23 protein-coding genes are annotated in these 20920 nt (G+C 67.6%); 8 read left to right on the top strand and 15 right to left on the bottom strand.

Features of this window, described 5'->3' with window-relative positions; genetic code table 11:
* Positions 1 to 50: 50 nt before the first annotated feature.
* Genes BLM15_RS19500 through BLM15_RS19490 form a run of 3 tightly spaced genes read left to right on the top strand, consistent with a single transcriptional unit; the run spans position 51 to position 3402 of the window.
* Complete coding sequence (locus tag BLM15_RS19500) at positions 51 to 1943, top strand: ABC transporter permease (RefSeq protein WP_126114311.1); 1893 nt, start codon at positions 51 to 53, stop codon at positions 1941 to 1943.
* Positions 1940 to 2701 carry an ABC transporter ATP-binding protein gene (locus BLM15_RS19495; protein ID WP_126114310.1) on the top strand — a complete coding sequence of 254 codons (762 nt, stop codon included), beginning with the start codon at positions 1940 to 1942 and terminating at the stop codon, positions 2699 to 2701. The genes BLM15_RS19500 and BLM15_RS19495 overlap by 4 nt, the downstream gene beginning before the upstream one ends.
* Positions 2698 to 3402 carry an ABC transporter ATP-binding protein gene (locus BLM15_RS19490; RefSeq protein WP_206438686.1) on the top strand — a complete coding sequence of 235 codons (705 nt, stop codon included), beginning with the start codon at positions 2698 to 2700 and terminating at the stop codon, positions 3400 to 3402. Before BLM15_RS19495 ends, BLM15_RS19490 begins: the two co-directional genes overlap by 4 nt.
* 313 nt (positions 3403 to 3715) lie before the next feature.
* Here BLM15_RS19490 and BLM15_RS19485 read toward each other — a convergent pair whose 3' ends face one another.
* From BLM15_RS19485 to BLM15_RS19465, 5 genes are read right to left on the bottom strand one after another with little or no spacing between them, the layout of a single operon-like run.
* A complete protein-coding gene (locus tag BLM15_RS19485; RefSeq protein ID WP_126114308.1) occupies positions 3716 to 4513 on the bottom strand; it encodes a MetQ/NlpA family ABC transporter substrate-binding protein in 798 nt (265 codons plus the stop codon).
* 44 nt (positions 4514 to 4557) lie between these two features.
* Positions 4558 to 5223 (bottom strand): methionine ABC transporter permease, encoded by a 666-nt coding sequence (locus tag BLM15_RS19480; protein ID WP_126114307.1) that lies wholly within the window; start codon positions 5221 to 5223, stop codon positions 4558 to 4560.
* On the bottom strand, positions 5213 to 6322 hold the full coding sequence (locus BLM15_RS19475; protein WP_126114306.1) for a methionine ABC transporter ATP-binding protein: 1110 nt from the start codon (positions 6320 to 6322) through the stop codon (positions 5213 to 5215). Before BLM15_RS19475 ends, BLM15_RS19480 begins: the two co-directional genes overlap by 11 nt.
* 7 nt (positions 6323 to 6329) lie before the next feature.
* Positions 6330 to 6524 carry a hypothetical protein gene (locus tag BLM15_RS19470; RefSeq protein ID WP_126114305.1) on the bottom strand — a complete coding sequence of 65 codons (195 nt, stop codon included), beginning with the start codon at positions 6522 to 6524 and terminating at the stop codon, positions 6330 to 6332.
* A gap of 11 nt (positions 6525 to 6535) precedes the next feature.
* Positions 6536 to 6778 carry a hypothetical protein gene (locus BLM15_RS19465; RefSeq protein WP_126114304.1) on the bottom strand — a complete coding sequence of 81 codons (243 nt, stop codon included), beginning with the start codon at positions 6776 to 6778 and terminating at the stop codon, positions 6536 to 6538.
* Positions 6779 to 7247: 469 nt separating this feature from the next.
* Between BLM15_RS19465 and BLM15_RS19460 the strand changes: the two genes are divergently transcribed.
* A complete protein-coding gene (locus tag BLM15_RS19460) occupies positions 7248 to 7973 on the top strand; it encodes a hypothetical protein (protein WP_126114303.1) in 726 nt (241 codons plus the stop codon).
* Positions 7974 to 7975: 2 nt separating this feature from the next.
* Here BLM15_RS19460 and BLM15_RS19455 read toward each other — a convergent pair whose 3' ends face one another.
* The gene (locus BLM15_RS19455; RefSeq protein ID WP_126114302.1) at positions 7976 to 8191 is read right to left on the bottom strand and encodes a hypothetical protein; all 216 of its coding nucleotides are present in this window, start codon (positions 8189 to 8191) and stop codon (positions 7976 to 7978) included.
* A 120-nt stretch (positions 8192 to 8311) separates the two neighbouring features.
* On the opposite strand from BLM15_RS19455, the gene BLM15_RS19450 reads away from it, so the two are divergent.
* Both BLM15_RS19450 and BLM15_RS19445 read left to right on the top strand, forming a co-directional pair.
* Positions 8312 to 8698, top strand: a complete 387-nt coding sequence (locus BLM15_RS19450) for a SpoIIAA family protein (protein WP_126114301.1) — start codon at positions 8312 to 8314, stop codon at positions 8696 to 8698.
* A gap of 143 nt (positions 8699 to 8841) precedes the next feature.
* Positions 8842 to 9138 carry a hypothetical protein gene (locus tag BLM15_RS19445; protein WP_126114300.1) on the top strand — a complete coding sequence of 99 codons (297 nt, stop codon included), beginning with the start codon at positions 8842 to 8844 and terminating at the stop codon, positions 9136 to 9138.
* Positions 9139 to 9306: 168 nt separating this feature from the next.
* Here the strand turns inward: BLM15_RS19445 and BLM15_RS19440 are convergent, their stop codons facing one another.
* The 5 genes from BLM15_RS19440 to BLM15_RS19420 all read right to left on the bottom strand — a co-directional run bounded on the left by BLM15_RS19440 (position 9307) and on the right by BLM15_RS19420 (position 15179).
* Positions 9307 to 9945: a thioredoxin family protein gene (locus BLM15_RS19440; RefSeq protein WP_126114299.1), complete on the bottom strand. Its 639-nt coding sequence runs from the start codon at positions 9943 to 9945 to the stop codon at positions 9307 to 9309.
* Positions 9946 to 9985: 40 nt separating this feature from the next.
* Positions 9986 to 12148 carry a protein-disulfide reductase DsbD family protein gene (locus tag BLM15_RS19435; protein ID WP_126116258.1) on the bottom strand — a complete coding sequence of 721 codons (2163 nt, stop codon included), beginning with the start codon at positions 12146 to 12148 and terminating at the stop codon, positions 9986 to 9988.
* Between the two features lie 72 nt (positions 12149 to 12220).
* Complete coding sequence (rfbB, locus tag BLM15_RS19430) at positions 12221 to 13276, bottom strand: dTDP-glucose 4,6-dehydratase (RefSeq protein ID WP_126114298.1); 1056 nt, start codon at positions 13274 to 13276, stop codon at positions 12221 to 12223.
* Positions 13273 to 13851, bottom strand: coding sequence for a dTDP-4-dehydrorhamnose 3,5-epimerase (gene rfbC, locus BLM15_RS19425; protein WP_126114297.1), 579 nt, complete (start codon positions 13849 to 13851; stop codon positions 13273 to 13275). The genes rfbB and rfbC overlap by 4 nt, the downstream gene beginning before the upstream one ends.
* Positions 13852 to 14057: 206 nt before the next feature.
* Entirely contained in the window at positions 14058 to 15179 is a 1122-nt protein-coding gene (locus BLM15_RS19420; RefSeq protein ID WP_126114296.1) for an anhydro-N-acetylmuramic acid kinase, read from the bottom strand.
* A gap of 120 nt (positions 15180 to 15299) precedes the next feature.
* Between BLM15_RS19420 and BLM15_RS19415 the strand changes: the two genes are divergently transcribed.
* A complete protein-coding gene (locus tag BLM15_RS19415) occupies positions 15300 to 15662 on the top strand; it encodes a PepSY domain-containing protein (protein ID WP_126114295.1) in 363 nt (120 codons plus the stop codon).
* A 2-nt stretch (positions 15663 to 15664) separates the two neighbouring features.
* Here the strand turns inward: BLM15_RS19415 and BLM15_RS19410 are convergent, their stop codons facing one another.
* The 3 genes from BLM15_RS19410 to BLM15_RS19400 all read right to left on the bottom strand — a co-directional run bounded on the left by BLM15_RS19410 (position 15665) and on the right by BLM15_RS19400 (position 19075).
* Complete coding sequence (locus tag BLM15_RS19410) at positions 15665 to 15886, bottom strand: hypothetical protein (protein WP_126114294.1); 222 nt, start codon at positions 15884 to 15886, stop codon at positions 15665 to 15667.
* An 85-nt stretch (positions 15887 to 15971) separates the two neighbouring features.
* On the bottom strand, positions 15972 to 17555 hold the full coding sequence (locus tag BLM15_RS19405; RefSeq protein ID WP_126114293.1) for an ABC transporter substrate-binding protein: 1584 nt from the start codon (positions 17553 to 17555) through the stop codon (positions 15972 to 15974).
* Positions 17552 to 19075, bottom strand: a complete 1524-nt coding sequence (locus tag BLM15_RS19400; RefSeq protein ID WP_126114292.1) for a serine hydrolase domain-containing protein — start codon at positions 19073 to 19075, stop codon at positions 17552 to 17554. Before BLM15_RS19400 ends, BLM15_RS19405 begins: the two co-directional genes overlap by 4 nt.
* A gap of 221 nt (positions 19076 to 19296) precedes the next feature.
* Between BLM15_RS19400 and BLM15_RS19395 the strand changes: the two genes are divergently transcribed.
* Positions 19297 to 19620 carry a hypothetical protein gene (locus tag BLM15_RS19395; protein WP_126114291.1) on the top strand — a complete coding sequence of 108 codons (324 nt, stop codon included), beginning with the start codon at positions 19297 to 19299 and terminating at the stop codon, positions 19618 to 19620.
* Between the two features lie 12 nt (positions 19621 to 19632).
* Here BLM15_RS19395 and BLM15_RS19390 read toward each other — a convergent pair whose 3' ends face one another.
* A complete protein-coding gene (locus tag BLM15_RS19390) occupies positions 19633 to 20919 on the bottom strand; it encodes a four-carbon acid sugar kinase family protein (RefSeq protein WP_126114290.1) in 1287 nt (428 codons plus the stop codon).
* Between the last annotated feature and the right edge of the window lies 1 nt (position 20920).

The raw sequence follows: 20920 nt of genomic DNA, 5'->3' as shown, positions 1-20920 counted from the left end.
CGGCCGTGGGAGAATTGCGCCCTTTTTCGCCTGTTTCGATGGAATCCGGCATGATCGATCTGATCTTCGCGCAGACGCTCAACGGCCTGGCCTCGGCCTCGTCGCTCTTCCTCGTCGCCTGCGGGCTGTCGATCATCTTCGGCGTGACGCGGATCGTGAACTTCGCGCACGGCTCCTTCTACATGCTGGGCGCCTATCTCGCCTTCACGCTGGTCACCCGCTTCGGTCCTGCCGACGTGCTCGGCTTCTGGGGCGGGGTGCTGGTGGCGGCGCTGATCGTCGCGGCGCTCGGGGCCATCGTCGAGATCGTGATCCTGCGCCGGATCTATCAGGCGCCCGAGCTGTTCCAGCTGCTCGCCACCTTCGGCCTCGTGCTGATGGTGCAGGACATCGCGCTCGGCATCTGGGGGCCGGAGGACAAGCTCGGCCCGCGCGCGCCCGGGTTCAAGAGCTTCGTCGTGCTGATGGGCAGCCGCTTCCCGACCTACGAGCTATTCCTGATCGTGGTCGGGCCGCTGATGCTCGGCCTGCTCTGGTTCCTGTTCCAGAAGACGCGCTGGGGCACTTTGGTGCGCGCCGCGACGCAGGACCGCGAGATGGTCGGTGCGCTCGGCGTCAACCAGCGCCTGCTCTTCACTTCGGTCTTCGCCTTCGGTGCCGGCCTTGCCGCCCTCGGTGGCGCGCTGCAGCTCCCGCGCGAGGCGGTGAACCTGCACATGGACCTGTCGATGATTTCGGAGGCCTTCGTCGTCGTGGTCGTCGGAGGGCTCGGCAGCGTCACCGGCGCCTATCTCGCCGCCGTGCTGATCGGCATCATCCACGCCTTCGGCATCCTGGCCTTCCCGAAGATCACGCTGGTGCTGGTCTTCCTGGTGATGGCCGTCGTTCTCGTGATCAAGCCCTATGGGCTGATGGGCAAGCGCCCGGTCGGCAGCGCCCATGCCCACGGCCCGGTCGAGCCTCTGCTGCTGCCGGCCAGCGCGAACGTCAAGCTGATCGGTCTCGCGGCGCTCGCCGTGCTGCTGTTTGCCCCCTTCATCGTTGCCGATCATTGGCTCCTGACGCTGACCGAGCTCTCGATCTTCGCGCTCTTTGCGGCATCGCTGCACTTCATGATGGGGCCTGGCGGCATGGCCTCCTTCGGCCACGCCGCCTATTTCGGCCTCGGCGCCTATGGCGCGGCGCTGGCGGTAAAATGGCTGGGCATGCCGATGCTGCCGGCGCTCGCTTTCGCGCCCTTTCTCGCCGGCATCGCCGGCTTCGTCTTCGGCTGGTTCTGCGTGCGACTGTCCGGCGTCTATCTGGCTATGCTGACGCTCGCCTTCGCCCAGATCGCCTGGGCGACCGCCTTCCAATGGGTCGACGTCACCGGCGGCGACAACGGCATTCTCGGCGTCTGGCCGGCGGCCTGGGCGAGCTCTAAGCTGGTCTACTACTATCTCGCCCTGGCGGTCTGCGTCGCGGCGATCCTCGCTCTGCGTGTCGTCGTCTTCGCGCCATTCGGCTATGCACTGCGGGCCGGGCGCGACAGCCCGCTGCGGGCCGAAGCGATCGGCCTGCCGGTGATGCGCATCCAGTGGATCGCCTTCATCATCGCCGCCTTCGCCGCCGGCATCGCCGGCGCCCTGTTCGCCTTCTTCAAGGGCTCGGTCTTCCCGACCTATATGGCGATCCCGCGCTCGGTCGACGGGCTCCTGATGGTGTTGCTCGGCGGCGTCCAGACGGTGTCGGGTCCGATCGTCGGCGCCTTCGCTTTCATGGGCCTGCAGGAGCAGCTGATGAAGGCGACGATGTACTGGCGCTTCTTCATGGGCGCTTCGATCGTCCTGCTCGTCATCCTGTTCCCGCGCGGGCTGGTCGGTACGGCGCTGGCCTTCGCCGAACGACGCCGCGAGGCGAAGCCCGCTCCTCCCGTCGTCGCCACGCCGGAGCCCGCCCGATGACCCCGGTCCTCGAAGTTCGCAATCTCGGAAAGTCCTTCGGCGGCGTGCGCGCCGTCGACGATGTCAGCTTCTCGGTCGAGGCCGGCAAGCTCTTGGCGCTGATCGGCCCCAACGGCGCCGGCAAGACCACCTGCTTCAACATGCTGAACGGCCAGCTCCCGTCCGACCGCGGCGAGGTGATCTTCGACGGCAGGACGATCACCGGCCTCAAGCCGCGCGAGGTCTGGCGGCTCGGGGTCGGGCGCACCTTCCAGATCACGGCGACCTTCGCCTCGATGAGCGTGCGCGAGAACGTGCAGATGGCGCTGATCTCGCATGCCGGCGAGACCTGGACGCTCTTCGGCCGCGCCAAGGACCGCCATCTCGCAGAGGCCGACGCGCTGCTGAAGCAGGTCGGCATGCTCGACCAGGCCGAGCGCGCCTGCGGCGTGCTCGCCTATGGCGACCTGAAGCGGGTCGAGCTTGCTGTGGCAATCGCCAATAAGCCCAAGCTCCTGCTGATGGACGAGCCGACCGCCGGCATGGCGCCGCGCGAGCGCATCGCGCTGATGGCGCTGACCGCCGAGATCGCCCGGGAGCGCGGCATCGCCGTGCTGTTCACCGAGCACGACATGGACGTGGTCTTCGCCCATTCCGACGCGATCCTGGTGCTCGACCGCGGCAAGCTGATCGCCAAGGGCCGGGCCGAGGAGGTCCGCAACGATCCGGCCGTGCGCGCCGTCTATCTCGGCTCCGGCGCGACCTCGGGAGGCCACTGATGCTGGAGATCGAAGGCCTCAACGCCTATTACGGCCGCGCCCATATCCTGCACGGCGTCGGCTTCTCGATGGGGCGCGGCGAGGTGCTGGCGCTGATGGGCCGCAACGGCGCCGGCAAGTCGACGACGATGAAGGCGGTGATGGGGCTGGTGCCGCCGCAGGCCGGCCGCGTCACCTTCGAGGGGCACACCATCGTCGGCCGCGAGCCGTTCGAGATCGCCCGCCTCGGCATCGGCTATGTGCCGGAGGAGCGCCGCGTCTTCTCTGAGCTCAGCGTGATGGAGAACCTCTCCGTGGCGCAACGACCGAAGCGCGAGGGCGCGCCGCACTGGACGCCGGAGCGCCTGTTCCAGCTCTTTCCCAATCTCGGCCGCATGCGCGATCGGCCAGGCGGGGCGATGTCGGGCGGCGAACAGCAGATGCTGACGATCGCCCGCACGCTGATGGGCAATCCCAAGCTCGTCCTGCTCGACGAGCCTTCGGAAGGCCTCGCGCCGGTGATCGTCGAGGAGATGGCCAAGACCATCCTGGCGCTGAAAAGCGAAGGGCTCTCGGTGCTGATCTCCGAGCAGAACCTGCACTTCGCCGGCTCGGTCGCTGACCGCGCCACCATCATCGAGAAGGGCTTGATCCGCTTCACCGGCACGATGGACGAGCTCAAGGCCGACGAGGCGGTGAGGGCGCAGTATCTGTCGGTGTGAGCGGCTGATCGCGGAGCCACGCCGTCATTCCGGGGCGCTGCGCAGCAGCGAGCCCGGAACCCATGAACACGACGTCGTTCCAGTTCGTCATGCTCGCCCTTGTGGCGAGCACCCACGCCTTGAACACAACCCTCGACCAGCGAAGACGTGGATGGTCGGGACAAGCCCGACCATGACGGTAGTGGGCGTTCATGGGTTCCGGGCTCTTCGCTTCGCGAAGCCCTGGAAAGACGGCAAGCCCAAACGAAAAACCCCGGAAGCTTGCGCTTCCGGGGCAGGTGCCCAGCCGTGATCACGGCCAGGGGGAGGAGCCTTACCAGCCGGCGAGGACCGAGCCCTTGAAGCGCTCGGCGACGAAGGCCTTGATCTCGGGGGTGTGATAGGAGGCGAGCAGCGCCTTGACCCAGGGCTTGTCCTTGTCGGCCTCGCGCACGGCGATCAGGTTGACATAGGGGCCCTTCGGATCTTCGCGCAGGATCGCCGAGGTCGGCTCGATCTTGGCGTCGACGGCGTAGTTGGTGTTGATCGCAGCCGCGGCGACGTCGGCGAGCGAACGCGGCGTCTGGGCAGCCTCGATCTCGATGATCTTCAACTTCTTCGGGTTGCTGACGATATCGGCGACGGTCGGCTTGAAGCCGACGCCGTCCTTGAGCTTGATCGCGCCCTTGTCCTGCAGCAGCAGCAGCGAGCGGCCGCCATTGGTCGGGTCATTCTGGATCGCGACGGTGGCGCCATCAGGCACCTCGGTCCAGCTCTTGTACTTCGACGAGTAGATGCCGAGCGGGAAGTTCACGGTCAGGCCGACGCTGACCAGCTTGAAGCCGCGATCCTTCACCTGGTTGTCGAGATAGGGCTGGTTCTGGAAGGAGTTCGCCTCGAGCTCGCCGGCGGCCAGCGCCTGGTTTGGCACGACATAGTCGGAGAACTCGATGATCTTGAGGTCGAGCCCGTTCTTGGCGGCGATCGGCTTCACCTTCTCGAGGATCTCGGCATGCGGGCCGGGCGAGGCGCCGATGCGGACGACCTGGTTCTGCTGGGCGAGCGCCGGGGCGACGAGGACGAGCGAGGCGGCAAAGCCGAGCGCGAGGCGACGGCTGAAGAGAACAGACATGATGGCTCCTTGCTGAACTGAACGGGTTGGAAACGAAAGATCGATCAGGCGTGGCGCAGGCGCTTGTTGAGGCGGCGCGAGAGGCGGTCGCCGACGCTCTGCACGGTCTGGACGAGGACGATCAGCACGGCGACGACGATCGCCATCACATCCGGCATGAAGCGCTGATAGCCATAGCGGATGCCGAGATCGCCGAGTCCGCCGCCGCCGACCGCGCCGACCATGGCCGAGAAGCCGAGCAGACTGACCAGCGCCAGCGTCAGTCCGAGCACGATCGCCGGCAGCGCCTCGGGCACCAGCACCTTGCGGACGATCTGCAGCGGGGTCGCGCCCATCGAGCGGGCCGCCTCGACCAAGCCCTGGTCGACCTCGCGGATGGCGCCCTCGATCAGGCGCGCGATGAAGGGCGTCGCGGCCACCGTCAGCGGCACGGTCGCGGCGAAGGTGCCGATCGAGGTACCGGCGATCAGCCGGGTGAAGGGGATGATCGCGACGACCAGGATGATGAAGGGCGTCGAGCGCGTCGCATTGACCAGAGCGCCAAGCACGGCATTCACCGCAGGCGCGGCGAAGAGCTCGCCCTTCTTGCTGGTGGCAAGGAAGACGCCGAGCGGCAGGCCGAGCGCGGTGCCCAGCCCAGCGGCGATCGCGACCATCAGCAGCGTGTCGCCGGTCGCCTCGATGATCAGACGGATGAGTTCAGGAGACATGGCCGACCAGCTCCGCCTTGAGACCGAGGGATTTCAGCGCGCCGAAGACGGCGGCAAGCTCGGGCTCGCTCGCCGGCACCGAGACCAGCAGGCTGCCGAAGGGTTTTTCGCCGATCGCGTCGATGCGGCCGGCGAGGATGTTGACGTCGACGCCGATCACGGCGCTGAGGCGGCTGATCACCGGCGTCGTCGCGTTCTCGCCGGTGAAGGCGATGCGCAGCACCGCGCTGTCGCCGGCCAGCGCCTGCTTATGGATGCGGCCGTCGAGGTACTCGGGCACCTCGACGCCGGTCACCGCCTCGACAAAGCTCGCCGTGGTCGGATGCCGCGGCCGGGTCATCACCTCGAAGGTCTCGCCCTCCTCGACGATGTGACCGCCCTCGATCACCGCGACGCGGTCGCAGATTTCCTTGATCACCGGAATCTCGTGGGTGATCAGCAGAATGGTGATGCCGAGCTCGCGATTGACCTGTTTGAGCAGGGCGAGGATCGCGCGGGTCGTCTCGGGGTCGAGCGCCGAGGTCGCCTCGTCGCAGAGCAGCACCTTGGGCTCGGTCGCCAAGGCACGCGCGATGCCGACGCGCTGCTTCTGGCCTCCGGAGAGCTCGGCCGGGTAGCGCTCACGCTTGTCGGCGAGCCCGACCAGATCGAGCAGGCGGCTGACCTGCGCCTCGATCTTCGCCCGCGGCACGCCGGCGATCTCCAGCGGCAGCGCGACATTGTCGAACACCGTGCGCGACGACAGCAGGTTGAAATGCTGGAAGATCATGCCGGTGGCGCGCCGGCGCTCGCGCCAGCCGGCCTCGGTGAGATTGGTGACGTCCTCACCCTCGATCAGGATGCGGCCGGAGGTGGCGCGCTCCAGCCCGTTGACCAGGCGGATCAGCGTCGACTTGCCGGCGCCGGAACGGCCGATCACGCCGACGATACTACCGCGCGGCACGACGAGGTCGATGCCGGCGAGCGCAGTGACGGGCTCCTGGCCGTCACGGCCGGCGAAGGTCTTGCCGACTCCCTCGAAGCGAATGATCGCATCGGCGGGCGGCGCTGGAAGGATGTCCTCGACGCGAAAGGCGCCGGGCTTCACGGGGGCGTTCATCATGTCCTCAGAAATGCGTGTGGCACGACCAGTGCGCAATGCCCAATTGCTCGAGCGTGACCTCGCGGATCGAGCGGCGGCGCTCCTCGGCGCCGAGCTCGGCGAAAGAACGCTCCTGCCAGCGCGGCTCGCCTGCTTCGGCAGGCACCGCCCGCTCGAACCAGGACGCGACCAGCGCGCGCAGGGCTTCGAACAATTGCACCGGCGCGCTCCTCAGGCCGCCAGCCGCAGGCCGGGACGCCGCGAGCGGACAAGCTGGCGCGCCGCCAATTCGGCCGCGACTGGCGTGGCGAAGCGCTGGCCTTCGAGCCGGTCGAAGGCGGCCGAGGCGGAGATGAAGGTGTAAAAGCGCTCATCGGCGCCGCGGGCGACGAGCCCGGCCTGGGTCTCGCCGACCTCGATGACATAGGCCTGGCGAGCGGGTGCACTTGAGCTGAGGTGAGACTGGAACGACATGATGATCTTCGCCGCGTTGCGGCGCCCTGTATTGCGGTGATGTCGGAAATGATGCCGGAGAACGGCGTCAGCGCTGGATCAGCGGCGACAACAGCACATCATCGAACGAGCGAGCTGTTCGACAGGGCGGAGAACGGAGCCGGTCATGTTCATCTCCTCGATCTGGGGAGCCCACGACCACGTCGTGGCGCTTTAGCGTTTGGTGACGCGGCGCAAGCTGCTCGCTCAAATCTCCGCGGCCATCGGCGAACCGACGACAACTGCAATCTAGGAAATGCCGTTCTGCATGTCAATCCAAACGTTCTTTTAAAGGTACGCAGCAATCAGGAAGAGCCTTTCGCCGAACGGGCGGAGAAGGAAATTTTCTTTTCCGGCGCGGCCCGTACCACCCTCGGCGTAGAACAACCTGCCAATCTGGCATCGCCGGGCCGACCTGCTATCGTCCGCACCGACTCACGGCGGGGGCGGGATGAACGACAGGACGGACGGCGCCAGCATCGTGGACGGGCGGATGACGCTGCCGGGCGTGGCCGGCGCTTTCGTCCAGGACGCCGAGAAGCCGCTCGCCTTCACGGCGGAGGGGCTCGTCGCGGTCTCCGGACATGACTGGCGCGACGGCGCCTTGCACGATGCCGGGCGAATCGAAGGCCATGTCCGTCCGGATGGAGCGCGGCTCGCCCGGATCGGCCAGCCGGAGCCGGCGCAGGAATTGTCGCTGACGATCCGCTCCTTTCCCGGCGGGAGCGCACCGCTGCTGCGGCTCAGCCTTTCCGCCGGGGCGCAGGGAGATCTCGACGACCGGCTCGCCGCCGAGCTCTTCCTGCCGCAACCGCTGTTCGCCGGCCTGCGACAAGATCTCGCCGAAGGCCGCGCCGGCACTCTCTCCTTTGCGGCGACGACCAATCTCTGGCTGCGCGAGGGCAGCCCGGACGAGGAGCCACCCGTCTTCCATCTTGCGCCAGAGGCCGATGGCCGCAAGGCGCAGGCGCATGGCCGGGTGCAGAACATCAGCTGGCGGGCCGCCGCGACCGAAGCCGCTGGCGGCCCTGCTTTCCTCTCCGGGCAACCGGATCAGGCGTCCGAGACCGAGCCGCCGGAGGATCCGGTCGCCGAGCAGCTCAGGCGGATCAACTGGAGCCTGAAGCAGGTCCTGATCGTCCTCGCCTTCCTGATGCTGATAATCGCGCTGAAATAGCGCTATTCGGCCTGCGAGCGCTGGTTTGCTTGCGTCTCGTAGACCTGTTCGTTCTCAATCCATTTGCCGTCGAGACCGCGCCCGCGGTTGAGCTGCGTCTTGTCGCGGTTGGAGAGCACCTTGTGGTCGGGCAGCGAGGTCGGCCGCGTGCTCGTCGCGCCGGTGCCGTCTCCCTTGCCCTTGATGCTCGGACCGAGCTTCCCGCCAGCATTGGCCATCATCGTCTCCTGTGCGTGCGTTGAGCCCCCATGCTTTGCCAACGCCTCGGCCCAGCGATGGTTCGGCACGAACTTCGGCCGCACGCCTGCGTTGTTTCAAGCGCAAGCCAGGAGCCCGCCATGCTCGACATCCTTCCCGCCGCCGACCATGTGGCGGCCTTCCGCATCATCGGTACGCTCTCCGAGCCGGATTTCGACAGGCTGATCGCCGAGATCGAGAGCAAGCTCGAACGCCATGAGAAGCTCGGCATCCTCGCCGACCTCAGCGGCTTCGAAGACATGACCTTCCGCGCCGGCCTCAAGGATGCGCGCTACGGTTTCGGCAAAATCCTGCAATGGCATCGCTTCCCGCGCGAGGCCGTGGTCACCAACAAGGGCTGGATCGAGACGCTGGTCGCGATTGCGAGCCCGCTCGTGCCCTTCGTCGAGGTCAGGAGCTTCAAGCCCGACGCCTTCGACGCAGCGCTCGCCTGGGCGAGCGAGATCGAGGGCGGGCCGAACGCCTGAGTTCAGGCGGGACCCAGGTCATGCCGGCCTCCCAACGCTGTGGCGGAAACATGGCGCGCAGATGAACGGCAGCCGACTGCGCCGTTCAGGCGGGGTTCCATCCGGATGCGCTTCAATGGCGACAACTCAAAAGGAGATGCCCTATGCGCCACCTTCTCATCGCCGCGGCGATTGCGCTCGGCGCGGCCGTCACGCCGGCGGCCGCCAGCGAAGCCTTCAGCGGCGCTGCCGCCCTCGACAAGGTCGAGGCGACCTATACCCGCCACAACCGCGAGCACCGGATGTGGGAAATCCAGCGCAATATGGAGCGCCAGAACCGCTATGGCGGCCACCATCGTGGCTATGATCGCGGCTACGGCTATGGCCGTCACCGTGGCGGTCCCCCGCCCTGGGCCCCGGCCCATGGCCGCCGCCATCACGACCGCTACGACCGCTGGTAGAGGCGGCCTGTAACCCGCGCCCTTCGCCACCCTGTCCCCCAGGGCGAAGGGCGCGGGCTTTTTTCATTGAAAGGGCGCGAAAACCGCCACGCAAAACCACCCGCGCCCGAATGTCTCCTGGGTGGCGAGGGGATTCTGCGCTCTTGCCTTCGACGGCTGAGCCGGACCTCAACTCACCGGCGCGTATTTCACCACGCAGCCATAGGCCTTGGTCGCGGGTTCCGAGACCGCCTGGCCGGCCTTGAGCTCGGCCACCGCCTGGCGGACATAGCTCTTGGCACCGGTCAGGCTGGATGCGCTCGACGACGGCTTGTCGTCGATCGCTCCGGCATAGGCGAGCGTGCCCTTGGGATCGATGATGTACATGTGCGGCGTCGTCTGGGCGCCATAGGCGCGGGCGAGCTGGCTCTTCGGATCGAGCAGGATCGAGGCCGGAGCTGCGTCGCGCGTCTTGGTCAGTTCCTTGGCCTTGGCCGCATCGACATGGCCCTGCTCGCCGGCGGGTGAGGAGATCACCGAGAGCCAGACGATGCCGTCCTTGGCCATGTCCTTCTGCAGCGTTTGCATGGTGGCGCTGTTGTAATGCTTCCGGACATAGGGGCAGTCATGGTTGGTCCATTCGAGGACCACCGTCTTGCCGGCATAGTCGGAAAGCTTCTGCAGCTTGCCGTCGACATCGATGACCGAGAAATCGGGGGCTTTCGCGCCGGGCTTGGCCGCGCTCTGGGCGAAGGCGCCGCCAGAGGCGAGCGCCAGTGCGGTGGCGGCCACACCGGCGATGAAGGTCTGTCTGCTCACGGCTTTCATCGTCGGTCTCCTTCTGAGGTTGAAACGTCGGGGCTTGGCTTCACTTCTGGCTTGATGCGGTCTTCACCTCGCGGCCGGCGGCACGTTCGGCTGCGCTCACCACGGTCTCGGGAGTCAGCAATTGCGGCAGTACCTCGGCCTGCGCGCCCTTCGTTCCCGGGTAGAACAGGTAGAGCGGCACACCGGCGCGGCCATACTCGGCCAGCGTCGCGGCGATCTCGGCATTGCGATTGGTCCAGTCGGCCTTGAGATAGGCGACGCCGAGCTTGGCGAAGGCGTCCTTCACCTCCTGCCGCGACAGCGCGACTCGGTCATTGGCGAGGCAGGTGATGCACCAGGCGGCGGTGAAGTTGACGAAGACCGGCTTGCCCTGGACCTGCAATTCCGCGACCCGCGCTGGTGACCAGACGCCGGGTGCATCCGTGCCGGCCTGCGCGGTCGGCTGCGCCGAGGGCGTCGCGCTCTCGATCACGAAGGCCGAGGTTGCGCCGACGAGCAGGATCGCCGCAGCCGCTGCAACGATCCGCAAGCCACGTCCGCTGCCGCGCGTCACGCCGATCAGCCAGAGCGCAAAGCCGGCGATGAGGATCGCGACCAGCGCGGCGAGCGCGCCGTCGGCGCCGGCCTGCACGGTCGCGACCCAGACCAGCCAGATCGCGGTCGCGAACATCGGGAAGGCGAAAGCCTGCTTCAGCACGAGCATCCACCGGCCCGGCTTCGGCAATAGGCGTAGCAGCCCGGGCGCGAAGGACAGCGCCACCACCGGCGCGGCGAAGCCGAGCGCCAGCGCCATGAAGATCGACATTGCCGCGGCCGGCGGCTGCGTCAGCGCATAGCCCATCGCCGCACCCATGAACGGGGCGGTGCAGGGCGTCGCCACCACGACGGCGAGCGCGCCAGTCATGAAGGCGCCGACGGGGCCACTGCGGCTGGCGAGGCCGTCGCCGACCCCTTGCAGCCTGCCGCCGATCTCGAAGGCGCCGATCAGGTTGAAGCCGATCAGCGTCATCAGCACGGCGAGCAGGATGACCAGCGGCGGCGACTGCAACTGGAAGCCCCAGCCGGCGCCGAGCGCGATCACAGCTGTGGCCAGCGCGAAGAAGGTCGCGAGCACGCCGGCGAGGAAGAGCAAGCCCTGCTGGCGGACCTCGCTGCGGCTCGCCTGGGCCACCTGCGCGAAGCCGAGCGCCTTGATGAACAGCACCGGCAACACGCAAGGCATCAGGTTGAGGATCAAACCACCGGCAAAGGCGAAGGCCAGCGCCAGCCAGAGCGTCAGATCCTCGGCCGGGGGCGGCGGCAGCGTCACCTTCGCCGGCGGCTGCGCCGGGGCGGCAACCGCCTGCAGCAGGGCCGGCTCGACCTCGGCGCTAAGCGCAAGCGCGTGCTTGTTGCCGCCGTCGTCGAAGGTGAGAACGCCATCGGTTGCCGGTGTTCCGACCTTGAAGGCGGTTGATCGGGTCAGCGTGAGCACACCGTTCTCGACCGGCTGCGTTGCGGCATGCTCGATCAGTGTGTCGGAGACGGGGAAGAAGTGGATGTTGCTGGCGCCCGCCGGGAGGCCGGGCAAAGCGAGCGTGAGCTTGTCCTCGCCTTTCGCCGTCAGCTTGCCGGTGAAGCTGGCCGGTTTCGGCAGGGCAGCGCGCGCCTGCTCGATCCGAGCTTCTGCATCGGCATCGACTGCGCTGGTCGCCGCGATCGGCAGGTCGAGGGTGAAGGCTCCCTCTTCGGGAATGCAGATCTTCTCGCAGACCAGCCAGGTCGCCTTGGCCGAGAGCGTCAGCGTCTCGCCCGGCTTGGCATTGGCTGGGACGGAGATTTCGACCGGCAGCAGGACATTGTCCTCGAAGCCGAAATTGACCAGCGGCTCGACCCGGATCGCCTTCGGCGCCGGCCATTGGATCGCGCCGGCGCTCACGCCCTCCGGCAGGGTCCATTCGATTCGCGTCGCTTCGCCGGAATCGCCGGGGTTCTGCCAGTAGCTGTGCCAGCCCGGTGCGAGCTTCTGGGTGAGGGCGACCTGGAAGCGCTCGCCCGGTGCGACGGCATCGCGGCTCGACAGCAGCGTGGCGGTTACGCGCGCCGAGGTCACGGGCGCGGATTCGGCGGCGAGCAGCGGCGCGGGCGCCAGCAGGGCCAGTGCCATTGCGGCGCGTTGCAACAGCCGGTTGGCGGTCCGGTGTGGAAGGCTCGTCGCGATCATACCGGTCAAATGCCCTCTTCCATCGGGAAAAGCCAATGACAAGCGGGTGATAGCGGCACGAGGTCGCGGGCTTCAGCCCGCGCCGAGCCGCTCGCCGCGATAGACGCCGGAGCGGATCCGGCCCCACCAGTCGCGGTTCTCCAGATACCAGGCGATCGTCTTGCGCAGCCCGCTCTCGAAGCTCTCCTGCGGCCGCCAGCCGAGCTCGCGCTCGATCTTGGAAGCGTCGATCGCATAGCGTTGGTCATGGCCCGGCCGATCGGCGACGAAGCGGATCAGGCTCTCGCGCGGGCCGATCGCGACATCGGGCGCAAGCTCGTCCATCAGTGCGCAGATCGCCTTGACCACCTGAAGATTGCTGCGCTCGGCATTGCCGCCGACATTGTAGCTCTCGCCGATCCGACCGCTCTGCGCGATCAGGGCGAGCGCCCGCGCATGGTCCTCGACATGCAGCCAGTCGCGGACATTGGCGCCGGAGCCGTAGACGGGCAGGCCCTTGCCTTCGAGCGCGTTGAGGATCATCAGCGGGATCAGCTTCTCGGGGAAGTGATAGGGCCCGTAATTGTTCGAGCAGTTCGAGAGCACGACGGGCAGCCCGTAGGTATGGTGCCAGGCCCGCGCCAGATGGTCGGAAGCGGCTTTCGAGGCCGAATAGGGCGAGTTCGGCTGGTAGGGTGAGCTTTCGCTGAACAACCCGTCCTCGCCGAGCGAGCCGAAGACCTCGTCGGTCGAGATCTGGTGGAAGCGGAAGTCGGCCTGCTCCGCCGGCGGCAGCGAGCGATAGTGCCGCAGCGCCTCCTGCAGCAGCCCGAAGGAGCCGACGATATTCGTCTCGATGAAGGCGGCAGGCCCGTCGATCGAACGGTCGACATGGCTCTCGGCGGCGAGGTGCATGACGATATCGGGCCGGAAGTCGGCGAAGGCCTGCCGCATCGCCGCCGCATCGCCGATATCGGCCTCAAGAAATGATAGCCGCGGATCGTTCGAGACGGGCTCGAGATTGTCGCGGTTGCCGGCATAGGTCAGCTTGTCGACGACCAGCACCTGATGCGGCGTCTGCCGGATCAGGTGGCGCACAACTGCCGAGCCGATGAAGCCGGCGCCGCCGGTGACGAGATAGCGTTTCACGCGAAGTCCTCATAGCGGAACGGGCTGACGAAGCCGGCAAAGCCGGGCAGGGCTGCGTCCTTACCGGAAAGCTGCGCTTCAGTCTTGGAGACCGGCCAGTCGATCGCGAGTTCAGGGTCGTCCCAGGCAATGCCACCCTCGGCCTGCGGCGCATAGGGAGCGTCGACCTTGTAGACCACCTCGGTATCGGGCTCGAGCGTGCAGAAGGCATGGGCGAAGCCGCGCGGCACGAAGAGCTGTTCGGCGCCATCAGCGGTGAGCGTCGCCGCACACCATTTGCCGTAGCTCGGCGATCCCCGGCGAATATCGACCGTGACGTCGAAGATCGCGCCTTTCAGCACTCGGATCAGCTTGGCCTGCGCCGCTGGCGGGGCCTGAAAGTGCAGGCCACGCACCACTCCGCGCGCCGCCGAGAGCGACTGGTTGTCCTGCACGAAGACGGTGCCGATGCCGGCTGCCGCGAAGTCCTGCGCACTCCAAGTCTCCATGAAGTAGCCGCGTGCATCGCCGAATTTCTTCGGGCGGATCAGCACGATGGAAGGGATGGTGAGAGGCTCGAAGGCGAAGTTGCTCATGGTGCTCCAGTTGGCTGCGCGGCTGTTTCCCAGTCGCTTAGCCTCCTCGATCGTCCCGGGCGACCGCAGGGAGACCTGGGACCCATGCCTAAGCCTTTCCGATAGGGCTGAGGCATGGGTCCCGGATCGGCGCGGCTTCGCCACTTGTCCGGGACGACCTGCAATGGGTCGGTCGCCAAGTTTCAAACTATCGCAGCGCCAGCCTGTCAACGCCCTACCGCGATCCGCCCGCCGGTTATTGGCTCCAGCACACCGGTGGTCAGCGGGAAGGAGATCGGCAGCCCGGCTTTGCGGCGCATGGCGAGGAAGGCGAAGCATTCGGCCTCGATCGCGTCGCCGCGCCAGCCGACCGCCTCGGCTGGAATCGCCTTGGCGCCGGTGCGGGCATTGAGTGCCGCCATGATCGCCGGGTTGCGCCGCCCGCCGCCGCAGACGATTATTCGTTGCGGCCTGACCGGCAGAAGGTCGAGCCCGCGGCCGACCGCGCCGGCGGTGAAGGCGGTCAGCGTCGCCGCCCCGTCCGCGAAGGGGAGACCCTCGGCCATCGCGGCGGTGAAATCGTAGCGGTCGAGCGATTTCGGATAGGGCGCGACGAGATAAGGATGTTCCAGCAACCGCTTGAGCCGGGCCTCGTCGACAGTGCCGGCGAGCGAGAAGGCGCCGTCGCGATCCATCTCGCCCTTGCCGTGCTGCTTGATCCAGTCGTTCAGCGGCGCATTGCCCGGACCGGTGTCGAACGCAAGCACATGGTTGGCGTCGGCAAAGGCGCTGAGATTGCCGACGCCGCCGAGATTGAGCACCGCCGTCTCCTGCCCGGCCTTGATGCTGCGCATCAGCGCTGCATGGTAGCTTGCGACGAGGGGCGCGCCCTGGCCTCCGGCGCGGACATCGGCTGTGCGGAAATCGTAGACGACATCGATGCCGAGCTGCCGCGCCATCAGTGCGCCGTCGCCGAGCTGGCGGGTGTCGCCCTTGCGATCTTTGGTCGGGGCGCGATGCAACACCGTCTGGCCATGGAAGCCGATGGCTGCGACCTCGCTTGCCGCGATGCCCTCGGCGACAAGGAACTCAGCGACGGCATCCGCTTGCGCCGTGGTGAGCGCGCGCTCGGCCTCGGCGAAGATCGCCGGCTCTGCCCCCTCGAAACGCCAACCGAGCGCAGCCTGTACCGCCTGCGCCAGCAGGTCGCGGACCTCCTGGCGATAGGGCGAGAGCCGCCAAGGCCCGAATTCGGCCACGGCCGTGCCGTCCGTGCGGATGGCGGCGATATCGATATTGCCGTCGAGGACCGTTCCGGTCATCAGGCCGATCGCCCAGGCTGGCTGCATGCGCCGTATCTCCGTCTCGTCCGGGGTGATGCCTGTCACAGGCAAGCTTCGCCCGCAATCCTGACCCGATTCCGACGAAATCACTGCCTACCCAAGGCTAGCCTCATCTGGAGATCGGCCATGCTGACCCGTCGCTTCGTCCTGACCGCATGCCTCGGCCTCGTCCCGGCTGGATCGGCCTTCGCTCAGGCGCTGAGCGGCAGTGCGGTCGCGCCGCCGGTCGACATCCCGGCGCCCGGCGCGCCCATGGCGCCGCCGTACCCGCCCAGGCCACCGGCTCCCGCCTATGACGATGACGACGAGGACTACGGCATCAGCCGGCGCGAGGCCGTGCGGATCGCCCGTCGTAGCGGTGTGGTCGATGTCGAGAATGTCCGCCGCCGTCGTGGCGTCTGGATCGTCTCGGGAACCGATGGTGATGACGAGGACATCCGCGTCGTCATTAACGACGAGGGCGATGTCGTCGCTGTCAGGCGCGACTGAGGTCAGCCGGCTCGCAGCGCCGCGTCGAAAGCGTCCTGCAGCATCTCCCGGCATTGCCGCGCCTGCTCGCGGCTCGGCTCATGCAGGATATGCGGGGTGATGTCGGCGAGGTCGCGCAGGGCGAAGTCGATCGCTGACATGAGGTCGAGCGCATCGCCGTCGTACTCGGCGGCCGGTGGCTTCAACCGGAACTGCAAAACCTGACCCATCAGGACCTGACCCATTACGCGTCTCACGAGACTGGAAGGCGAATCGTTCTGACGAGTCTCGTCCGCAATCGGTCAGGAACCGGTTAACGCCGCGTCGGCGTCACTTCTTTTCGATGTTCCAGAACAGCATCACCGGCGCCGGCAGCACGCCCGAGACATTGGCGCGCCTGGCATAGGGCTGGTCGAACTGGCCGAGCACGCGATAGGGCTGCATCTCGGTCAACCGCTTGTGCAGCGCCTCGACCGCCGCCTTGCGGGCGGTATCGTCGGGCGCGTCGACCACTGCGCCGCGCAGCTTCTCGGCCTCGGCATCGCAGGGCCAGCCGGCCCAGGCCTTCTCGCAGGCCATGTTGGTGCCGATATTGGTCATCGGCGATTGCATGGTCGCGCCCGAGGCATAGGTCACGAACAGGTTCCAGCCGCCCTGGTCCGGCGGGCTCTTGTTCTGCTGGCGGGTGGTGACGGTGCCCCAGTCGGAGAACTGCACCTCGACATTGACCCCGACCTTCTTCAGCTGGGCTGCGGCGACCTCGGCCATCCGTCCGATCGCGGCGATATCGTTGCTGGTCGTCAGCACCAGCTTCTCGCCCTTGTAGCCGGCTTCCGTCAGGAGCTGCTTTGCCTTCTCCAGATCAGGCTTGGCGTAGCCTGCCGTCCCGACCTCGGTGCCGTTCGGGCCGCCGCAGATGAAATAGGCAGCGCAGCGCTTCCACCATTCCTCGTCGCCGAAGCCGCCGGCCAAAAACTCGGCCTGGTCGGTGGCATAGGCGAGAGCGAGCCGCGCCTTCGGGTTGTTGAAAGGCGGATGCAGGCTGTTCGGCCGCAGCATTACCTGGTTGGCGAGGTTGGAATAGCGCTCGACCTTGACGTCCTTGGCCGCCGCGACCACCGGGATCAGGTCCTGGCTCGGCTGCTCCCAGATGTCGATCTCGCCGGTCTGCAGCGCGGCCGCCGCCGTCGCCGCGTCGGGCATGATCAGCCATTCGACCCGGTCGACCTTGACGACGCGCCCACCGGCGAGCCCGTCGGCCGGTTCGGAGCGCGGCACATAGTCCGGGTTCTTGTCGTAGACGACCTTGGCACCGCTGCGCCATTCGGCGCGGTTGAACTTGAACGGGCCGGAGCCGATCGTCTCGGTCACCGGCTTCATCGGGTCGGTGGCGGCGTCGGCCTCGCGCATGATCACCGGGATCTGGCCGACGGCCGAGCCGAGGGCGAACGGCACCAGCGCCATCGGCTTCTTCAGCTTGAGCACGAAGGTCCTGTCGTCTTTCGCCTCCATGCCTTCGGTGTATTCGCCGAGCTTGCCGCCGATCGTGTCGCGCTTCATCCAGCGCGTCAGCGAGGCGATGACGTCGCGCGTGGTGACCGGCTGGCCGTCATGGAATTTGAGGCCGGGCCGCAAGGTGAAGCTCCAGGACAGCCCGTCCGGCGCAGCCGAAAAACTCTCGACCATTTGCGGCTTGGGCTGGAGGTTCGCGTCCCAGGCGAACAGCGTCTCGTAGATCATCAGCCCGTGCATTCGGGTGATGACGATCGAGGCGGCCACGGGATCGAGCGTCTTGAGATCGGCGTGCGGCGCGACGCGCAGCACGTTCTTCGGCGCGGGCTGAGCCTGCACGCCAGCGGCGAGCAGAAGTGCGGTCGTGCAGACAAGTGTCGCGACAAGGCGGGAACGGATCATGACTGGCCTCCCTCGATGCGGTGGAAATGCAGGATGCGCGAACGATGGCCGGCGAGGCGCAAGCTTCCATCCGGTTGCAGCCAGAGGCAAGGCCGGTGCCGCCACGGGCCATGCATCAGATCGGCCAGTGCCCGTCCGCCGGGCAGCGGCGTCAGCCGGGTCTCGCGGCCGATCGCTCCGGCCCAGGGCCAGGACGCCGTGCCATCGGCGCGGATCGTAATCTCGACCCCGAGCCGGTTATCGCGCCAGCGCCCGACGAGGCGTTCGTCGAGCTTCGTCTCGGCGGGAACCGGCAGCAGCCGGCGCGCCACTCCGCCGATCTTGCCGGCTAGTGCGCCATCGCCTTCGGTCTTGAGCCTGACGTCGAGATAGGCCGGCAGGCTGCGCATTCCGCCTTCGTTGTCCGAGACGAGCTTCTCATAGCCGCCCATGAAGCTGATCGCGCCGCCAGCGAACTCGGCCCAGAACGGCCCCTCCTCGGTGGCGTAGAGTCCGTTCGGAATACGCTCGGGATCGCCTGGCAAGGCCTCGCCGGTCAGCGCCGCCAGCACGCGCAGGGCCGGCCAGAGCGCGTCCTCCTCGCGATTGGTGAGGACGACGACGCCGACGTCTTCGTCCGGGGCCATCAGCATGTGGTTGCGATAGCCGGTCAGCGAGCCGCCATGGCCGATGATCGAGGTATCGCCGAGCTGGGTCGCAACCAGGCCGAGCCGGTAGAGGCTCTCGCTGCCATCGGCGAACTGGCGCGGCACGATCAGCTTGTCGAGCAGGCCGGAATAGGACTCGTGCCCGGCCATCAGGCCCGCGGCCCAGCGCGCCAGCCCGGCCGCGCTGCCGGCCATGCCGCCCGAGGCCGAGAAGTTGAAGCCGTAGAAGCCACGCCGCCATGCCTGCCCGTCATGCCAGTAGCCCGTGGCGAGGCCGGGGACGACTTCGCTCTCGTCGGAAACGAAGCGGATCGGCAGCACACCTGGCGCCATCAGCTCTTCGACCAGCTGCGCCGCGCCCTTGCCGGTCCGGCGCTCGAGGATCGCCTGCGCCAAGCGCCAGCCGGTGTTGGAATAGGCCATCTCGGTGCCGGGCTCGGCATTGAGGCCAGGCAGGCGGCAGGCGGCCGCAAAGACCTCGGCGGCGGAGAGGCTTGCGGTGAAGGGCGTGCCCTGCTGCCAGAGCGCTTCCATCGTGTCCGGCAGCGCCCCGGTCATGTCCAAGGCCCGGCAGAGGGTCACCACGCCCAGTGCTTTGGGCAACTCCGGCAGGAAACTGCCGAGCGTCGCTTCCAGCGACACGCCTTCGCGTAGCAGCAGAGTGGCGCAGATATGCTTGCTGATCGAGGCCAGCCGGTTCTGCGTATCAGCGGTGAAGGGCAGGCGGTGCTCGATCACGGAAAAACCGCCGCTCGCGCTCTCGCGCACGCCGTCGCGGTCGAACAGCACGACGGCGCCGCCCGGCCCGCCCTGTCGCGTCCAGGGCTCGGCGATCGCCTGTGCCTCGGCCCGCCCCTTTGTCCAGTCGACCATGCGCTTCTTGTCTCCGGCGTCCGTCCCGGATGGAACTGTCGCGGATATCGGTGCGGCTAGGCAATCCTCCTGGCCATGCGTCGGAAGCCGACCTACTCGTCATGAAAGCGGCACAATCTCTGGTCGATCCTGCCGCCGCGCGCGCGGCGGCGCGCTGGACCGCAGCCCTGCCTTGCTGGAGACTGCGGATTTGATGAAGGCATATTGAGGAGGCGGATTGGATGAGACGCATATTCTTCGTGGCGGGGGCCATTAGCCTCGCCGGCATCGCGGCAGGTTGCTCGCAGCCGCAGCGTTTCGGCGCCCCGCCTCCCGGCCTGGCACCCAGCCCTGCGCCCGGCGCCACCGCGATGACCAGGCGGATCGTCAGCGACGGTGCCGGTGGCCTGCAACTGCCGGATGGGACGCGCGTCCAGACCGACCAGAGCGGCGGCTTCGCTTTGCCCAACGGCGCCTATGTTCGGCGTGACCGCTCCGGGGCGCTCAACCTGCCGAACGGCTCACGCTGCGTGCCTGACAATCAGGGCGGCTTCGTCTGCCCATAAGGCGAGATTGGCTCAGTCCGTCTCAGCAACGCGGTTGAAGAAATCGGGCGTGCCCATCTGGCCGCCCTTCAGCACGATATCGAGGCCGTCGAGCCGGGGATCGTCGCTATGGGCGCGGCAGAGCGGCGCGCCCGGTGTGCAGGGCGAGCGATAGGACAGCCCCCAGAGGTCGAGTGAGCGGATCGCCAGCGTCGAGGTGTCGCCGCCGGCGACCACCAGCCGTGCGATCTGTGCCTCGGTCATGATGGCGCGCAGCAGGGCTCCGGTCGCGGCGGCAACCTTGCCGGTTTCGCTGGGCGCACCGCCCGGCTTGTCGGTGATCAGCGTGACGTTCCGCGCGGCCAGGCGGGCAAGCGCCTCAGTGCGCAGTTCATCGAGATAGGTGGGCTCGCCAGTCAGCCGCGCCGGATCGATCGCGATCGTCTCATAACCCTCGGCGAGTTCGACCTGCGCGCGGGTCACAGGCGAGAGGCTACCGACCAGAGCCAGCAGATTACCGCCGGAAGCGGGCCGCGCGAGCTTGGGCATCACAGGTCGAGCGGCCTGCGGGAAGCCGGCAAAGGCTTGCGCCGCCGAACTCGCGCCGATCGCGAGCATGGGCCCCGCTTTCATGTGCTCGCGTAGCAGGGCACCGATCGCCGTAAGATCGGAAGGGCGCGAGACGTCGAAGAGCACGGCTTCGGGCTGCGACGCCAGGGCAGCGTCCAATGTAGAGCCGGCTCCATCACCCTCATGGCTGCGATAATCGACGAGGGCGACGCGCTCCAGTCCCTGTGCCGCCAGATGCAGCCGCAGATCGGCTTCACCCATTGGGGTCACCGGGTGGACGCTCATGGTCGGGTGGCGATCGATGCGGTGGACGGTGCCGCCCGCTCCCGCCGCAGCGAAGAGAGTGCCGAACAGGCAATAGCGCCCGAGATTGGGCTGGCCGCCGATGACCGGCAGCAGCGGGTTCGAAAAATGCGGCCGCAAGGCGCGGGCCGCCGCGCCGAGGCTGCCGACCTCGGGAGCGCTGTCGAAGGTCGAGCAGCATTTGTAGTGGAGCAACGAGATGCCGAGGGCGGCAAAGAAGCGCCCGGCCTCGTCCAGCTCCCGCGCCATGGCGTCAGGCGCCATCGCCCGCGTCGCACCGGCGATACCGACTGCGTCGAGCGCTCCGGCACTGGCGAGTTGCTCGGGCGTCGGGATGCGCAGGAAGAGCAGAGCGCGCTGTCCGGCTTCCGCCAGTGTGGCGAGCGTGTCGGTGGCGCCGGTGAAATCGTCGCCATACCAGCCATAGCGGGGCGCCTCGTTCGCCATG

Source organism: Bosea sp. Tri-49 (assembly GCF_003952665.1).
Classification (GTDB): Bacteria; Pseudomonadota; Alphaproteobacteria; order Rhizobiales; family Beijerinckiaceae; genus Allobosea.
The sequence above is the reverse complement of the archived record's forward strand: the minus strand, read 5'-3'. Positions and strand labels throughout refer to the sequence as shown.

Bases quoted from the DNA above. Each gene is read 5' to 3' on its own strand.
- BLM15_RS19500 (WP_126114311.1), top strand. From the start codon at position 51: ATGATCGATCTGATCTTCGCGCAGACGCTCAACGGCCTGGCCTCGGCC.
- BLM15_RS19495 (WP_126114310.1), top strand. From the start codon at position 1,940: ATGACCCCGGTCCTCGAAGTTCGCAATCTCGGAAAGTCCTTCGGCGGC.
- BLM15_RS19485 (WP_126114308.1), bottom strand. From the start codon at position 4,513: ATGTCTGTTCTCTTCAGCCGTCGCCTCGCGCTCGGCTTTGCCGCCTCG.
- BLM15_RS19480 (WP_126114307.1), bottom strand. From the start codon at position 5,223: ATGTCTCCTGAACTCATCCGTCTGATCATCGAGGCGACCGGCGACACG.
- BLM15_RS19475 (WP_126114306.1), bottom strand. From the start codon at position 6,322: ATGAACGCCCCCGTGAAGCCCGGCGCCTTTCGCGTCGAGGACATCCTT.
- BLM15_RS19465 (WP_126114304.1), bottom strand. From the start codon at position 6,778: ATGTCGTTCCAGTCTCACCTCAGCTCAAGTGCACCCGCTCGCCAGGCC.
- BLM15_RS19460 (WP_126114303.1), top strand. From the start codon at position 7,248: ATGAACGACAGGACGGACGGCGCCAGCATCGTGGACGGGCGGATGACG.
- BLM15_RS19455 (WP_126114302.1), bottom strand. From the start codon at position 8,191: ATGGCCAATGCTGGCGGGAAGCTCGGTCCGAGCATCAAGGGCAAGGGA.
- BLM15_RS19450 (WP_126114301.1), top strand. From the start codon at position 8,312: ATGCTCGACATCCTTCCCGCCGCCGACCATGTGGCGGCCTTCCGCATC.
- BLM15_RS19445 (WP_126114300.1), top strand. From the start codon at position 8,842: ATGCGCCACCTTCTCATCGCCGCGGCGATTGCGCTCGGCGCGGCCGTC.
- BLM15_RS19440 (WP_126114299.1), bottom strand. From the start codon at position 9,945: ATGAAAGCCGTGAGCAGACAGACCTTCATCGCCGGTGTGGCCGCCACC.
- BLM15_RS19435 (WP_126116258.1), bottom strand. From the start codon at position 12,148: ATGATCGCGACGAGCCTTCCACACCGGACCGCCAACCGGCTGTTGCAA.
- rfbC (WP_126114297.1), bottom strand. From the start codon at position 13,851: ATGAGCAACTTCGCCTTCGAGCCTCTCACCATCCCTTCCATCGTGCTG.
- BLM15_RS19420 (WP_126114296.1), bottom strand. From the start codon at position 15,179: ATGCAGCCAGCCTGGGCGATCGGCCTGATGACCGGAACGGTCCTCGAC.
- BLM15_RS19415 (WP_126114295.1), top strand. From the start codon at position 15,300: ATGCTGACCCGTCGCTTCGTCCTGACCGCATGCCTCGGCCTCGTCCCG.
- BLM15_RS19410 (WP_126114294.1), bottom strand. From the start codon at position 15,886: ATGGGTCAGGTCCTGATGGGTCAGGTTTTGCAGTTCCGGTTGAAGCCA.
- BLM15_RS19405 (WP_126114293.1), bottom strand. From the start codon at position 17,555: ATGATCCGTTCCCGCCTTGTCGCGACACTTGTCTGCACGACCGCACTT.
- BLM15_RS19400 (WP_126114292.1), bottom strand. From the start codon at position 19,075: ATGGTCGACTGGACAAAGGGGCGGGCCGAGGCACAGGCGATCGCCGAG.
- BLM15_RS19395 (WP_126114291.1), top strand. From the start codon at position 19,297: ATGAGACGCATATTCTTCGTGGCGGGGGCCATTAGCCTCGCCGGCATC.
- BLM15_RS19390 (WP_126114290.1), bottom strand. From the start codon at position 20,919: ATGGCGAACGAGGCGCCCCGCTATGGCTGGTATGGCGACGATTTCACC.